Here is a 14,771-nt window from a genome sequence, read left to right as displayed (position 1 = left end):
ACAGCAAATGCCTTCGAGACACCATGTGAGACATGGCGCGCAAGCAGCCAAAGGTCAATAGAAAGACGTGCCCCGCAGCACCCGCAAACAACCATCCGTGATCAGGATTGCCTGTCGATCACCGGCGGTTCGCTCACCGGCTGAGGTTCATCGCGCGCGTCGGCGTCAATTTCTTCAGCCGTCCCGTCGTTCAATGGTTCCAACTCGTCCATCGCCTCCGAGCCGTCGAGCGGATCCTCATCGGGCGCCAGCGCCGGATCGTCGGTCGGTAGCGGGATGGCAAAGCCAGCGGGCAGCCGCACATCGATCAGGCCGGTCCCCTTCAATTCGTCAAGGCCGGGCAGATCGCGGATGGCATCGAGCCCGAAATGAACCAGAAATTGTTCGCTTGTGCCCAGCGTGACCGGGCGGCCGGGCGTGCGCCGGCGGCCACGCATACGTATCCAGCCTGTATCGAGCAGAATGTCGAGAATGCCCTTCGAGGTCGCCACGCCGCGAATTTCCTCGATCTCGGCGCGCGTCACCGGCTGGTGATAAGCGATGATCGCGAGCGTTTCGATTTGCGCCCGCGTCAGTTTTTTTACTTCAACCGTTTCATCGCGCAAAAGAACCGCCAGATCATCGGCGGTGCGCAGCATCCATTTTCCGGCGATGCGGCGCAATTGCACGCCACGGTGTGCATAGTCGCTGACGAGATCGGCAAGAACGGCGGCAAGATCAACGCCGTCGGGCATGCGGCTGGCGATTTTTGCCTCGTCAAGCGGCTCTGCGGCGGCAAACAGCAATGCCTCGGCAACGCGCATCGCCTGTTGATGCGGCGTCACATCGACCGGAGGCTCAAAGAGATCATGGGGGTCGAGGCGGCGCCCGGCATCAGCCATGCGTGTCTTCCTTATGGCCATCGGGCTTGTGGCGCCTGACATAAATCGGGCGAAATGCTGCCTCCTGGCGCAATTGAACGGTTCCGTCGCGCGCCATCTCCAACGATGTCGCAAGACTTGATGCCCTTATCGTGGCGCGCTGACCAGGCTCGGCGACATACGCGATCAGATATTCATCAAGACTGGTCCACTCGCTTGCCATTCCAACCAGACGTTCGAGAGCCTGGCGCGCATCGGCGAGCGACCATACCGGTCGGCGTTGCAATGTGACGCGCGCCAGAGCGGTCTTTGATCGTTGAACCGCGTAGGCTTTCAGAAGATCGACGAGATTTGCGTCCCATTGGCTGGTGACGCTCGCCCGCACCCCCTCGGGTGCGCCACGCGCGAACACATCCAGCCCCAGGCGATGACGCGCCATCAGCCGGGCGCCCGCCTGACGGATGATATCGAGCCGGCGCAGACGCTCGGTCAGTGATTCCGCCAGATCTTCGCCCGACGGCTCGCCCTCGCCGCGCTGATCAGGGAGCAATAATTTGCTTTTCAGAAAGGCGAGCCAGGCTGCCATCAGCAGGTAATCAGCGGCGAGTTCGATACGCAGACGTCGCACCTTGTCGATAAAAATCAGATATTGCTCGGCCAGCGCAAGGATCGACAGACGCTGGAGATCAACTTTCTGCTGGCGCGCCAGATCGAGCAGCAGATCAAGCGGCCCTTCATAACCGCCAAGATCAACGACGAGGCGCGGATCGCTTTCTGCCCGCCCTTCGGCCAGATCGATGACCGCGCTCATATCAGTGCTGTCAGACATGGGCGAGGCTGCCGGGCGGCGAGGCGGCCGCCACATAGGCATCGGCGGCGCCGACGAGCGCAAGTAATTCGGTGAGCCGTGCTTCGGCCTGTCGGCGATCAAACGCTTGCGACGGCTGCAGCCGCGCCATGGCCGTAGCGCAACGGCTTTGGGCCATCCCGGTCAATCGCCCTGCGCCAGCCGCAACAGCCCGCATTTCCTCCATATTGCCGCTGCAATGGAGAACAAGATCGATCCCCGCCTCCCGGCAATCGGCGGCAAGCCTGTCCATTGATCCCGACAACGCCTTCATGCCCAGATCATCGCTCATCAGCGCGCCGCGAAAACCGATGTCACCACGAATGATGTTGCTGATCACGTCGGGCGACAGGGTGGCAGTGCGCGCGCCGTCGATGGCGTCATAAATAATATGGGCGGTCATCGCAAACGGGCAATCGGCCAAAGCGGCAAAGGGCAGAAAATCACTTGCAGCAAGAACATCTTTCGCAAGCGAGACGCGCGGTAACGCTACATGGCTATCGGCAAGACTGCGGCCGTGGCCGGGAATATGTTTAGCAACCGGAAGCACGCCCGAGGCCAGATAGGCCTCCATGCTCGCCCGACCGAGCGCCGCGATCACCGCCGGATCGCGCGACAGGGCCCGGTCGCCGATGATGTCATGGGCACCGGGGATAGAGAGATCGAGGCAGGGCGCGCACACGGCGTTGATGCCAAGCGTGGTCAGATCATCGGCGATGAGGCGCGATTGGAGTGCGACCCCTTCAAGCCCCCATTCCGGGCGCTTGTCATAGAGCAGCCCGAACCATTTCGCTGCGACAAAACTGCTCCAGAAAGGCTGGCGCAGGCGCTGCACCCTGCCCCCTTCCTGATCGATGAAGATCAGCGCCCGATCATCCTGCAGCGCGTCGCGAATAGCCGCGCAAAGTGCGATGACATCAGCCGGCTGACCGATATTACGGGCGAACAATATCGTCGCAAAAGGCCGCGTATGGTGCAGAAAATCGCGCTCGTCGTCGCGAAGGACTGTACCTGCCAGTCCGGTGATGAAAGCGCCCTGATTCATTGCCGCATTAACCGCGTGGACGGGCTGATGGTCAAGCTGCCACGTCAGGCAGGCAAACGCCATCCCCGCCTTTTATCGTGGCCAGATGCCGTTGCAGGGCGATGCAGCTGTCGCAAGCTAGCTCGCGCTCACCACGCAGCTGCCGCCCGCTGCCTTGTATTTCGTACAAAAATCCGCAGCTTCAGCGCGCGATTGCAATGGACCGACACGCACGCGGTAAAAGGTGCCTTTGCTTCCCAGATCCACTTCCTGGATGTCGGGTGACTGCCCGGACAGCAGTGAGGGGTAGCGCTTGCGCAAATTGGCAAAGCTCGCCACTGCCTCGTCGCGGCTGCGCTGCGATGAAATCTGCACCATGAAGCCAGCCGCATCATTCTGGGCCTGTGGCGCCTGAACAACCGGCGCCCGGCTGGCTGGTGGAGCTTCACGCACCACCGGCTGGGCCAGCGCGGGATTAGGCGCCTGAGCCTTGGGCTGGGCAGATGCAATGGTTGGAACGCTGACCACAGCCCCAGGCGGCACGACTGTTGATGGCAGCGGATTGCCCTGGCCATTGCCAAGCCCTGTCGGTGAGCCAGCGAGAGCGTGGGTCGTTGTCGTTTCCGGGCGAACCGCAGGGCCAGATGCCGAGGGCGGCTTTGTGGGTTCGCTTTCGAGCGACCCATCAGGCTTTACCCGGATTGTCGTTGTTGACACCCGGCGTGGCTCGGACAGTTGGGTTGCTGGCGCTGTAGCGCCGGCTGGCTCAGACGGGCGCGCCGGCAGGCTTGACGCCGGCTGTTCCTCACGCGGGACAAGACGCTCGACTGGCGCTGCCTTTCCCGCTTCAGGCACGCGATCAAAAATGACTTTGTTCGATGCCCGGCTTTCCGGAGGCAGTTCAGCGACCACGCGACTCGGCCGCGGATCGGCACGGACAATCACCGGTTCAACTCCTGCCGATTTCGTGCCCTTCCAGGCGAAAAGCGACACGCCGGCGACGGCAGCCAGGCCGACGACAACAAGGCCGAGGACGACGATGACGGTACCGAGCCCCTTCACCCGCCGGCCGCGCCTGGCTGACGCCGGCTCGTGCGGCGTGGGCGCCAGTGCGATACCATCATCGAAATGAGGCGCCGCCTCATAGTCAAAATCCGTATCGCGCGCGGACGCTTGCCCGCTGCGCGCCGCTTGTGCCGGTTTTATCGGACTGGCTGCGCTCAAGTCGCGCTCGATTGCCGAAAACATCGCCTGATCGAGTACTCTTTCCTGCGTTCTTGCGACGGGTGGCGGCGGCTCTCGTGCCGCAACATCATCCGCCGCAGCGGGACGGGGCTGGCCCTTGCTAAGCGCTGCCTCGAAGGCGGACGCGTCAATTCCAGAAAACAAGTCGTCAAGCGATGGGTCGCGACGGGGGGCAGGCGATGGCTGCGCGCGCTGCATCACGGGGCGTCGCGGATTGATCGGCGCGATGCTGCCGTTCTGACTGAGGGCGCGCTGCAATTCCTCGAGAGGATCACTGCTGGCCGAAAACGCGTCGCTTGCCGGCGCCCGCATCTGATTGGGTTGTGGCGTCCAGTTGGTCCGCCTGAGGTTACTCTCATTCATCGCTACCGCCTTGCAGTATCACCTGTCGGACCCACCGGAAGCACACCCAGCGTGAAGCAACGCTAGCGCATTTCCTGCGGCGCCGAGACGCCAAGTATTCCAAGGCCACTTGCCAATACGCATTCGACTGCACGCACCAACGCAAGACGAGCCACGGTCAACAATCTATCATCTGAGTTAATGAACCGTAATTGTGGCATGTCTTTGCCGCGACTCCAAAGCCCGTGAAACTGGCTTGCCAGTTCATAGAGATAGAAGGCAATGCGGTGCGGCTCCCTTGCATTCGCAGCGCTGGAGATCATGCGGGGATAGGCGGCGAGCAGCTTGATCAGACCAAGCTCCTGCTGTTCCGTCAGCCGCGCTACGCTTGCCAGATCCGGAACCGCATAGGGGTCAATATCGGGCATGATTTCGCGCGCGTTGCGGTAAACGGAGTGCGCCCGCGCATGGGCGTATTGCACATAAAAGACCGGATTATCCTTCGATTGCTCGACGACTTTTGCCAGGTCGAAATCGAGCGGCGCGTCGCTCTTGCGCATCAGCATCATGAAACGCACGGCGTCACATCCAACTTCGTCGATGACTTCGCGCAAGGTGACGAACTGTCCCGAGCGCTTGGACATGCGCACAGGCTCACCTGCCCTGAAGAGGCGCACCAGCTGGGTGAGAACGATATCAAGGTCAGCCTTGCCGCCGCTGATTGCTGTCACAGCCGCCTTCATGCGCTTTACATAGCCGCCATGATCAGCGCCCCAGATATCGACCTGCCGGTTGAAGCCACGCCGATACTTGCTGCGATGATAGGCAATATCGGACGCGAAATAGGTAAAACCGCCATCGGATTTCAAGAGCGGGCGATCGACATCATCGCCAAAGCGCGTTGAGGCAAACAGCGTCTGCTCGCGGTCTTCCCACTCCTCGCTCGTCTGGCCCTTGGGCGGCGGCAGGCGCCCGACATAAACCAGGTTCTGCCGGCGCAATTCCTCAAGCGATTCGGTAATCTGGTCGTCGTGACCGGCGCCGAGCGATTGTTCGGAAAAGTAGACATCATGAACGATGCCGAGCGCTGCCAGATCCTCTCGAATGAGGTCCATCATGGCGTCGATCGCGCGCTGCCGGAACAAGGGCAGCCATGCCGATTCGTCGGACGCTGCAGCGAAGCGATCACCATAATCGCGTGCCAGCGCTTCGCCGACCGGTATCAGATAATCACCAGGATAAAGCCCTTCGGGAATGGCATCGATCACCGTCCCAAGCGCCTCGCGGTAGCGCAGATAGACGGAGCGCGCCAGCACATCGACCTGCGCGCCTGCATCATTGATGTAGTATTCTTTGGTAACCGCCATGCCGGTCCGCGCCAGCAGGGCAGCGATTGCATCGCCAACCACAGCGCCACGGCCATGCCCGACATGCATCGGCCCGGTCGGGTTCGCCGACACATATTCGACGTTGACCCTGTCTTCGGTGTTGCGCGGAGAACCGCCGTACGCCTGTGGATGCTCCAGGATATCGACCAGCAACCGATGCCAGAACGCGTCACGCAGCGAAAAATTGACAAACCCCGGCCCGGCAATCGTCGCGTCAGTCACATCGCTGTCCTGCGCCAGCGCCGCAGCCAGCACTTCTGCGATCTCACGCGGCTTCAACCCGGCAGGTTTGGCCAGAACCATGGCGGCATTTGACGACAAATCACCATGGGCAGCGTCGCGCGGCGCTTCAACCGACACATGTTGCAGATCGGCATTCTTTAAAACAATATCTTTTATAACAGATGCTTGTAAATGTTTCTTTATGCGATTTGTAAAGTCGTCGAAAACATCCATATCCGTCTCCTGCGGCGAGGCTCGCTAACGCAAATCAGCGGTTTCGTCAAAAAGCCGCACACATTCCTGCAGGGCGAAGCGATCGGTCATGCCGGCGACAAAGTCGCAGACGTGGCGGGCTCGGGTCGCGGGATCGCTGCCCCCGTGAGCGAGCTGCCAGGCAGAGGGCAGCGCTTGTGGGTCGTCCATATAGCGCAAGAATAACCGGCTTACTGCGTCCTCAGCCCGGCGCCTGACCGCCATCACCGGACCTGAGCGATACATGTGATGGTAGAGGAATGTTTTCAACTCGCTTTCCGCCTGCGCCATTGCGGCGGAAAAGGCGATCACCGGCGCGTCGTGGCGGCGGATGGCGTCGGCGCCCTCGCCTGTCACGCCGGCAAGCCGCAGCTGGCTTTCGACGATCACGTCCTCGATCAGCCGGGTAATCACGCGCCTCACGACCTCATAGGCCCGCCTCTGGCTCTCAAGACGCCGGTATTTGTCGTCCACCTGCTGCAAGATATCTTTGACGAGCGGTACTTCAGCCAGGTCATCAAGGGTAAACAGGCCGGCCCGCAGCCCATCGTCGACATCGTGGGCGTCATAGGCAATGTCGTCGGCAATTGCCGCGCCTTGCGCCTCGGCGGATGGCCATGACCACAGCCACAGATCGTGGAGGCGGGCATAATCGATGACGCCGTAGGGCAATCCGGCTTTGTATCTGCCGATTGGCACGCCCTCGCGCGAGGTCAGCGGACCGTTATGCTTCACCAGGCCTTCGAGCATCTCCCAGGTGAGATTAAGCCCGTCATAAGCGGCATAGCGACGCTCAAGGCGGGTGACGATGCGCAGCGCCTGGGCGTTATGGTCAAACCCGCCGTGAGCGTCCATGCAGGCTGACAGGGCATCCTCGCCCGAATGGCCAAAGGGCGGATGGCCGAGATCGTGAGCAAGCGCCAGCGCTTCGGCCAAATCCTCATCCATACCCAGCGAGCGGGCAAGGGCGCGCGAAATCTGCGCCACCTCGATGGTATGGGTGAGCCGTGTGCGATAATGGTCCCCCTCGTCATAGACGAAGACCTGCGTCTTGTCTTTCAGGCGACGAAAGGCGGTTGAGTGGATGATGCGGTCACGGTCGCGCTGAAAATCGCCACGCGTCGGGCTTGCCGGTTCAGTAATCAGGCGTCCGCGCCCGGCCTGGCTCGACGCTGAAAATAGTGACGCACACCGTCCGACGACCGCCATGTCTCTCTCTGACGCATTGACCCTGCAGGAAAGCGTGCTTATCTGCTTATCACGATAGAGCAAGGGCTACGACTTGCGACAATGAGCTTGCGAGGAGCAAATGGCCAGCGAAACGCAACAGATTACGGTCACTGAGCGCGCGTTCAGCCGCATCGCCGAGATTTTACGCGATGAACCGGGCGCAATCGGGCTGCGGGTGTCTGTATCAGGCGGCGGATGCTCGGGGTTTCAATATGGCTTTGATATTGAAAAAGAGACGCATGCGGACGACGTGAAGGTCAGCCAGGCGGCGGCGGCGGTGATCGTTGATGAAATGTCCCTGCAATTCCTGCGGGGATCCTGCGTCGATTTCGTCGATGATCTGATCGGCGCCCGTTTCGACATCAAAAATCCCAATGCCAAATCATCTTGCGGCTGCGGCACGAGCTTTTCGTTGTGACGTCGACCGGGCGTTGCGGCGAAAGCCCGTTACTTTGACAAACGGGAAGCGGCGCTGATGCTGGTGACGATTGCAACCTTCAACGTCAATTCGGTTCGCCAACGCCTCGATGCCCTCATCGCCTGGCTGGGAGAATCCAAGGCTGACATTGTCTGTCTGCAGGAACTCAAATGCGAGGATCACGCTTTCCCGCGCCAGGCGATTGAAGATGCAGGCTATCATCTAGCCGTTCACGGCCAGAAAACCTTCAACGGTGTTGCCATCCTCTCGAAATTTCCGATCGACGATGTGCTCGCCGGCCTGCCCGGCGATGCCGAAGACCAACAGGCCCGCTATCTGGAGGCTGTAATATCCCTGCCCGGCCGCGCCATCCGCGTGGCGTCGATTTATCTGCCGAATGGCAATCCGCTCGGAAGCGACAAATTCCCCTACAAGCTTGGCTGGATGAAACGTCTGCATACCCATGTGCAGGGCCTGCTTCTTCACGAAGACCCCCTCATTCTGGCAGGCGACTACAACGTCATTCCCGAGGACAGAGATTGCCGCGACCCTGCTGCGTGGACCAATGATGCATTGGCGCAGCCCGAAAGCCGGCAGGCATGGCGGGCGTTGACACATCTGGGTCTGACGGAAGCGTTGCGTGCTATAAGCGACGATGCCGGGCGTTATACGTTCTGGGATTATCAGGCCGGCGCCTGGCAGCGCGATAACGGCATTCGTATCGACCATCTGCTGCTGTCACCGCAAGCAGCTGACAGTTTGCGTGGCGTTCGCATCGATAAACATGTCCGCGGGCGTGAAAAGCCGTCTGATCACGTGCCGGTTCTGGCACAGTTCGAGTTCGCGGCGGCGTGACGGCACAGGCGCTCGCTTGCTGTTGGCGGCAAGGGGGATTATTATCGGCTGATGATGGCCCGATGCCTCCTCGTCATTGCCTGCCTGCTGGTGAGCGGACTTGCCGATCAAAGCGCGCATGCGCAGCAGGAATTTCGACCGGGCATCGATTGCCAGTGCCGCGGCCCGCAAGGTCAGATGTTCGATCTCAAGGAAAAGACCTGCCTGCGCAGTGATGCCGGCAATCGAATAGCCACATGTGTGATGAACCAGAACGTCACATCATGGCAGTTCAGCGATGAATCCTGCGATGTATCGCTGCGTCAGGACCGCCCCAAAGGGACAAAAACAGCGAGCTTCAAAGCCGCCATCAACTGACCCCGCGACCGATAGCGATGAGCGGAAGGCCCATCCGACCCATTCGGTCATCGGACGTATATGGCTCGCATCACTTTTCCGACAAGGCAAGCTGGCGCCGCGCGATACGCGCGGCCTGGGTGCGCTCATTGATGTTGGCAAGCGTGAAGGCGTCCTCAAACGCGCTGATGACCCAGGCATCGCGCGGCAGCTTCGCACGCTCGCGGGCAATCGTCAGCCAGCCAAGACCTTCGGCGGGGCGGCGATCAAGCCCAGGCCGGCCGACAAAAATCAGTTCGCCGAGTGTCGCCTGGGCTTCCACATGGCCCTTGACGGCAGCCGTGCGCAGCCAGTTTGCGGCCATGCGAGGGTTGGAATCGACACCTGAACCGTCGAGATACATCCGGCCGATCTGATACTGCCCCTCCGGGTCACCGAAGACAGAGGCCGCATGATAAAACATGCGCCAGGCCAGCGCGAAATCCTGCTTGATTTCAGTGCCGGGAATGCCGGCGAGATAGTAGGAACCCAGCGCCACGAATGCCCGCTTGGCATAGGGCGCCTGCGGCGAACTCACATCATCATCCGCATGATTTTCGATAATCTGGCTGAACCAGTTAAAGGCCTGCAGGTCATCACGCTTGACACCCTCGCCACGAGCGTACCGCCTGGCGAGCCGCCATTGCGATTCCGCATCGCCCTGCTGGGCTGCTTCCATCAGGGTTTCTATGGCTTCGATAATGGGGTTAAGACGACGAGGACCCGCCGCCACCCCACCATCGCTCGTCACGGGTGTTCCCGTCGCCTGCGGCGATGATGGCGTACCGTCAAAGGCTGCCGCCGCACCGCAAAAGAGCGTAAAGACACACGCAAATGCGCTTGATCGACTAAACATCCGCATAGCACCGTTTCTCATGTTTGGCGCCAGGATGGGTCAGCGCGCCATCGCGGGCGCTGCCAACTTGCTGGGCATACTTCCAGAGTGCGCCGGAACCGAAATTTTCAGGCGGCTGTTTCCAGGATTTGCGACGTTCAGCCAGCTCCTGATCACTCAGGCGCACGCTCAACGTGCCGTCAATCGCGTCAATATCGATGATATCGCCATCTTTCAGTAGCCCGATGGGCCCGCCAACGGCCGCTTCCGGTCCGACATGGCCGATACAAAAGCCCCGGGTAGCGCCGGAAAACCGCCCGTCAGTGATCAGGGCCAGTTTGCCGCCCATGCCCTGCCCGTACAGAGCGGCGGTTGTCGACAACATTTCACGCATACCGGGGCCGCCCTTCGGTCCCTCATAGCGAATAACCAGAACCTCGCCCTCTTTGTAGGCGCGGCTGGCGACGGCGGCGAAACAGTCTTCCTCGCAATTGAAGACGCGCGCCGGCCCGGAAAACCTGAGTTCACTCATGCCGGCAACCTTAACGATGGCGCCTTCAGGAGCGAGATTGCCTTTCAAGCCAACGACGCCACCATTGACGGTAATCGGCTTGTTGGCGGGGCGCACCACATCCTGCTCGTCATTCCATGCCACCTTGGCAAGGTTTTCAGCCATGGTCCGACCGGTCACTGTCAGGCAATCGCCATGGAGGAAGCCGTGATCGAGCAGGGTTTTCATGACCAGCGGAATACCGCCGACTTCGTACAGGTCCTTGGCGACATATTTTCCGCCGGGTTTCAGATCGGCGATGTAAGGCGTGCGCTTGAAGATTTCAGCAACATCAAACAGGTTGAAATCAATGCCCGCCTCATTGGCGATCGCCGGCAGATGAAGGCCGGCATTCGTCGATCCCCCGGTCGCGGCAACGACCGCAGCCGCGTTTTCCAGCGATTTCCGCGTCACGATATCGCGCGGACGGATGTTGCGGGCGATGAGCTCCATCACCTTCTCGCCCGCCAGCGCGGCAAAGGCGTCGCGCAACTCAAAGGGCGCGGGTGCGCCGGTTGAGTAAGGCAGCGCTATGCCCAGCGCTTCGGCGACGCAGGCCATGGTGTTGGCCGTGAACTGGGCGCCGCAGGAGCCAGCCGACGGGCAGGCGTGACGTTCCAGCTCGTCAAGATCATCAGCCGACATGTTGCCGACCGAGTGCATGCCGACAGCCTCGAAGACATCCTGCACGGTGACAGGTTTTCCCTTGAAGGTGCCAGGCAGGATGGAGCCGCCGTAAATGAAGATCGACGGCACATTGAGACGCACCATGGCCATCATCATGCCAGGCAGCGACTTGTCGCAACCGGCAAGGCCGATCAACGCATCATAGCAATGGCCGCGCATGGTGAGTTCAACTGAATCGGCGATGCAGTCACGCGACACGAGCGATGATTTCATCCCCTCATGGCCCATGGCGATGCCGTCGGTGACGGTGATGGTGCAGAACTCACGCGGCGTGCCGTTAGCAGCAGCCACGCCCTTCTTGACCACCTGCGCCTGGCGCATGAGCGAAATATTGCACGGCGCGGCCTCATTCCAGCACGAGGCAACGCCGACAAGCGGTTGATGGATCTGCTGCGTCGTCAAGCCCATTGCGTACAGGTACGAGCGATGGGGGGCGCGTTCCGGCCCCTCGGTCACGTGGCGGCTTGGCAGCCGGCTTTTATTGAATGTCTTGGCGTCCATCATTCCCTCGCGAACCGCATGCGTGATCACCGCAGTAGCCACACGCCACCGCCAGTGATCGCCGTCTGACCTTCAGGCTTGCAGCGGACCGCCCCCGATCAAGGCGCGCTTGCCCAAATTTCCACGGACACCAAGCGTTCGACGCGTCTACTCATCCCTGTTTCATGGCCAAATCTGGGCATGTCGAGCCCATCACGCATCCGTAATGCGTGCGATCTCAAGATTGAAAATGGCTGTTGCAAAAACGCCACGAAACGCGGCGTCAACCTGCTTCCGCAAGTGCTGCGACGCCTTCTTTGACGCGCATCAGCCGGGACTGGGCACTGGCGCGGCGCTCATTTTGCTCTTCGATCACGTCCTCGGGGGCACGGGCGCGGAAATCAGGATTACCGAGCTTGGCATCGATCTTCGCGATCTCTTCGCCGAGCTTTGCCTGTTCGCGGTCAAGACGCTTTCGCTCCGCCGCCAAATCAACAATTCCGGCAACCGGCAGCGCGAGAATGGCCTCTTCGGCGACAACACGCAGGGATCCTGGCGGCGGCTGATCGGACAATACAATATCGGAAAGGCGCGCCAGACGGCGCAACGTCTCGTCGTGAACGCTGAGGCGGTCGAGGGTCGTCCTGCCGGCGCCGACGATGACGGCGGGCATCATGGCGCCGGCTGGAACGTTCATTTCGGCGCGAACGGCACGAATGTCCTGGATCAGCCGCACCAGCCAGTTGATCTCGGAGCGCGCCACCGCATCATCAAGGCCGACGAGCAGCGGCCAGTCGCTGAGAACGAGGAGTTGGTCACGCGCGCGCTCGCCCGCCATGCGCGCCCATAATTCCTCGGTGATGAAGGGCATGAACGGGTGCATGATGCGGATGATATGATCGAGAACGAACGCGGCAGTTGCCCGCGTTTCGTCCTTTGCCGGCCCATCAGGGCCTTGCAACACGGGTTTGGTCAATTCGACAAACCAGTCGCAAAATGTTCCCCAGACAAAATGATAGGCACCATTGGCCGCGTCATTGAAGCGATACGCCTCGATGGCGGCAGCAATATCGCCAATCGCTGCCTGCAACTCACCCAGAATCCAGCGATTGACCGTTGCGCTCACGCCCTCAGGCTTGAATGCCGGATCAGCGACACAGCCGTTGAATTCACAGAAACGGGCGGCATTCCACATCTTGGTTGCGAAGTTGCGATAGGATTCAGCAGTTTTGACGCCGATCTTGGGATCGCGCCCCTGGGCGGCGAAGGTGGCGATGGTAAAGCGCAGCGCGTCAGCCCCGTACTGATCGATCACCACCAGCGGGTCGAGGACGTTGCCGACGGATTTCGACATTTTCCGCCCCTTCTCGTCCCGCACCAGGCCATGGAGATAGACGGTGTGAAACGGAGGCTGCCTCTCCGCCGGCAAATTTCCTTGCGTCGCGGCTGCGGCCATCATCATGCGCGCCACCCAGAAAAAGAGAATATCGGCGGCGGTCACCAGGACGGAGGTCGGGTAATAGCGGTCAAGTTCTGCGGTCGCATCCGGCCAGCCCAGCGTTGAAAAGGGCCAGAGCGCCGATGAAAACCACGTATCGAGCACGTCCGGATCGCGAGTGATTGCGGCTTGCGATCCCCATTTGGCATCCGCCAGCTGACGCGCCTCGTTCTCGTTTTCCGCAACGACAAAATCGCCGTCCGGGCCATACCAGGCAGGAATTTGGTGGCCCCACCACAATTGGCGCGAGATGCACCACGGCTCGATATTCTCCATCCAGCGGAAGAAATCAGCCTCGCGCGCCTGCGGAACGATCCTGATCGCGCCCTCGCGCACCCATTGCATCGATTTGTCAGCCAGCGGCTTGACGTTCACGTACCATTGGTCAGTGAGGAACGGTTCGACCGGCACGCCCGAGCGGTCACCATGCGGCACCTGCTGGAGATGGGGCTCAACCTGGCGCAGCAATCCCGCCGCTACCATCAATGCAACCACCTGCAGACGCGCCTCGAACCGGCCAAGGCCGACAAGTGCGCGCGTCGTCTCGGGCACGACATCGAAATCGGCGGAGGAAAGATCAACCCGCCCGTCCTTTGTCAGCATATTGACGGTCGACAACCCGCAGCGCTTGGCGACCTCGAAATCGTTGAAATCATGGGCCGGTGTGATCTTGACGGCACCCGTGCCTTTTTCAGGGTCCGCGTACTCATCGCCAACCAGAGGAATGAGCCGTCCAACCAATGGCAGCACCGCATTGCGACCGATCAGGTGCTTCAGCTTGTCATTTTCAGGATGAATGGCAACGCCGGTATCGCCCAGCATGGTCTCGGGCCGGGTGGTGGCGACGGTAATATAAGTCGCCGAATCGTCGGCATTGAACGTTGCGCCCTCAAGCGGATAGTCAAAATAGTAGAGGTGACCGCCCGGCTCACGGGTCAGAATCTTGCGCAGGGCGGATTCGTCGAACGGTTTGGGGTTACCTTCCTTGTCCGTCTCGCCGCGATGCCAGGCGAAGCTGCCCTTAATCTCGCGCTGCTCGACCTCGAGATCAGAGATGGCGGTGAGCAGTTTAGGGTCCCAGTTGACCAGTCTCTTTGCTTTATAAAGCAATGGCTTGTTATCTTTATCTAATGTTTTGCTCAATGTCGTAAAAAACGCCACGACGGCGCGCTGCATCTGGCCGCGCTCGCCCTCCTCGCGATTACCCATGGTAAAGCGCTCGCGCGACCAGTCACACGACGCGCCAAGTCGTTTCAACTGGCTGACGATCGTCCCGCCCGATTCGGCTTTCCACGCCCAGACGCGTTCAAGGAAAGCGTCTCGTCCCATGTCGCGCCGCGATGGTTGCTGGCGCTCCATGAGCTGGCGCTCCACAACCATCTGGGTCGCGATCCCGGCATGATCAGTGCCCGGTTGCCAGAGCACATCCCTGCCCTTCATGCGCCAGTAACGGCAGAGAATGTCCTGCAGCGTGTTGTTGAGCGCATGCCCCATATGGAGCGAACCGGTGACGTTGGGTGGCGGAATGGCAATGCTGAAGGGCGGGGCACCCCGGCGCTCGGACCGGCCGGCTGCAAACGCGTCAGCCTTCTCCCAGGCTTGCGCCACGCGCGCCTCGATCTCGGCGGGAGAATAGGTTTTATCCAGCATGACGTTACGCTCA

The 14,771-nt window shown here is 60.7% G+C and carries 12 protein-coding genes; 3 read left to right on the top strand and 9 right to left on the bottom strand.

What is annotated here, in order from left to right; translation table 11 throughout:
- Positions 1-101: 101 nt before the first annotated feature.
- From scpB to ACINK1_RS08550, 6 genes are all read right to left on the bottom strand, one after another.
- Positions 102-881 (bottom strand): SMC-Scp complex subunit ScpB, encoded by a 780-nt coding sequence (gene scpB, locus ACINK1_RS08575; RefSeq protein ID WP_376800910.1) that lies wholly within the window; start codon positions 879-881, stop codon positions 102-104.
- On the bottom strand, positions 874-1,689 hold the full coding sequence (locus ACINK1_RS08570) for a segregation and condensation protein A (RefSeq protein WP_376800911.1): 816 nt from the start codon (positions 1,687-1,689) through the stop codon (positions 874-876). Before ACINK1_RS08570 ends, scpB begins: the two co-directional genes overlap by 8 nt.
- Positions 1,682-2,752, bottom strand: a complete 1,071-nt coding sequence (gene nagZ / locus ACINK1_RS08565) for a beta-N-acetylhexosaminidase (RefSeq protein WP_376800912.1) — start codon at positions 2,750-2,752, stop codon at positions 1,682-1,684. Before nagZ ends, ACINK1_RS08570 begins: the two co-directional genes overlap by 8 nt.
- A gap of 117 nt (positions 2,753-2,869) precedes the next feature.
- Positions 2,870-4,339, bottom strand: a complete 1,470-nt coding sequence (locus tag ACINK1_RS08560; protein ID WP_376800913.1) for an SPOR domain-containing protein — start codon at positions 4,337-4,339, stop codon at positions 2,870-2,872.
- Between the two features lie 62 nt (positions 4,340-4,401).
- The gene (gene argS, locus ACINK1_RS08555; protein ID WP_376800914.1) at positions 4,402-6,162 is read right to left on the bottom strand and encodes an arginine--tRNA ligase; all 1,761 of its coding nucleotides are present in this window, start codon (positions 6,160-6,162) and stop codon (positions 4,402-4,404) included.
- Positions 6,163-6,186: 24 nt separating this feature from the next.
- Positions 6,187-7,389 (bottom strand): deoxyguanosinetriphosphate triphosphohydrolase, encoded by a 1,203-nt coding sequence (locus ACINK1_RS08550; protein WP_376800915.1) that lies wholly within the window; start codon positions 7,387-7,389, stop codon positions 6,187-6,189.
- Between the two features lie 100 nt (positions 7,390-7,489).
- Between ACINK1_RS08550 and erpA the strand changes: the two genes are divergently transcribed.
- From erpA to ACINK1_RS08535, 3 genes are all read left to right on the top strand, one after another.
- Positions 7,490-7,828, top strand: a complete 339-nt coding sequence (gene erpA / locus ACINK1_RS08545; RefSeq protein ID WP_376800916.1) for an iron-sulfur cluster insertion protein ErpA — start codon at positions 7,490-7,492, stop codon at positions 7,826-7,828.
- 63 nt (positions 7,829-7,891) lie between these two features.
- Entirely contained in the window at positions 7,892-8,683 is a 792-nt protein-coding gene (xth, locus tag ACINK1_RS08540) for an exodeoxyribonuclease III (RefSeq protein ID WP_376801002.1), read from the top strand.
- A 51-nt stretch (positions 8,684-8,734) separates the two neighbouring features.
- Positions 8,735-9,040: a hypothetical protein gene (locus ACINK1_RS08535; RefSeq protein WP_376800917.1), complete on the top strand. Its 306-nt coding sequence runs from the start codon at positions 8,735-8,737 to the stop codon at positions 9,038-9,040.
- 70 nt (positions 9,041-9,110) lie between these two features.
- On the opposite strand, the gene ACINK1_RS08530 is transcribed toward ACINK1_RS08535, so the two are convergent.
- The 3 genes from ACINK1_RS08530 to ACINK1_RS08520 form a co-directional block, all read right to left on the bottom strand.
- A complete protein-coding gene (locus tag ACINK1_RS08530) occupies positions 9,111-9,809 on the bottom strand; it encodes a tetratricopeptide repeat protein (protein WP_376800918.1) in 699 nt (232 codons plus the stop codon).
- 97 nt (positions 9,810-9,906) lie between these two features.
- Positions 9,907-11,631: a dihydroxy-acid dehydratase gene (gene ilvD, locus ACINK1_RS08525; protein ID WP_376801003.1), complete on the bottom strand. Its 1,725-nt coding sequence runs from the start codon at positions 11,629-11,631 to the stop codon at positions 9,907-9,909.
- Positions 11,632-11,893: 262 nt separating this feature from the next.
- Positions 11,894-14,758 (bottom strand): valine--tRNA ligase, encoded by a 2,865-nt coding sequence (locus ACINK1_RS08520; protein WP_376800919.1) that lies wholly within the window; start codon positions 14,756-14,758, stop codon positions 11,894-11,896.
- Positions 14,759-14,771: the final 13 nt, after the last annotated feature.

Source organism: Raskinella chloraquaticus (SeqCode), from assembly GCF_021731865.1.
GTDB lineage: Bacteria > Pseudomonadota > Alphaproteobacteria > Rhizobiales > UBA4765 > Raskinella > Raskinella chloraquaticus.
This window is presented reverse-complemented; position numbering and strand designations above follow the sequence as displayed.

Bases quoted from the DNA above. Each gene is read 5' to 3' on its own strand.
- ACINK1_RS08570 (WP_376800911.1), bottom strand. From the start codon at position 1,689: ATGTCTGACAGCACTGATATGAGCGCGGTCATCGATCTGGCCGAAGGG.
- nagZ (WP_376800912.1), bottom strand. From the start codon at position 2,752: ATGAATCAGGGCGCTTTCATCACCGGACTGGCAGGTACAGTCCTTCGC.
- ACINK1_RS08520 (WP_376800919.1), bottom strand. From the start codon at position 14,758: ATGCTGGATAAAACCTATTCTCCCGCCGAGATCGAGGCGCGCGTGGCG.
- ACINK1_RS08550 (WP_376800915.1), bottom strand. From the start codon at position 7,389: ATGGCGGTCGTCGGACGGTGTGCGTCACTATTTTCAGCGTCGAGCCAG.
- erpA (WP_376800916.1), top strand. From the start codon at position 7,490: ATGGCCAGCGAAACGCAACAGATTACGGTCACTGAGCGCGCGTTCAGC.
- scpB (WP_376800910.1), bottom strand. From the start codon at position 881: ATGGCTGATGCCGGGCGCCGCCTCGACCCCCATGATCTCTTTGAGCCT.
- ACINK1_RS08535 (WP_376800917.1), top strand. From the start codon at position 8,735: ATGATGGCCCGATGCCTCCTCGTCATTGCCTGCCTGCTGGTGAGCGGA.
- argS (WP_376800914.1), bottom strand. From the start codon at position 6,162: ATGGATGTTTTCGACGACTTTACAAATCGCATAAAGAAACATTTACAA.
- ACINK1_RS08560 (WP_376800913.1), bottom strand. From the start codon at position 4,339: ATGAATGAGAGTAACCTCAGGCGGACCAACTGGACGCCACAACCCAAT.
- ilvD (WP_376801003.1), bottom strand. From the start codon at position 11,631: ATGGACGCCAAGACATTCAATAAAAGCCGGCTGCCAAGCCGCCACGTG.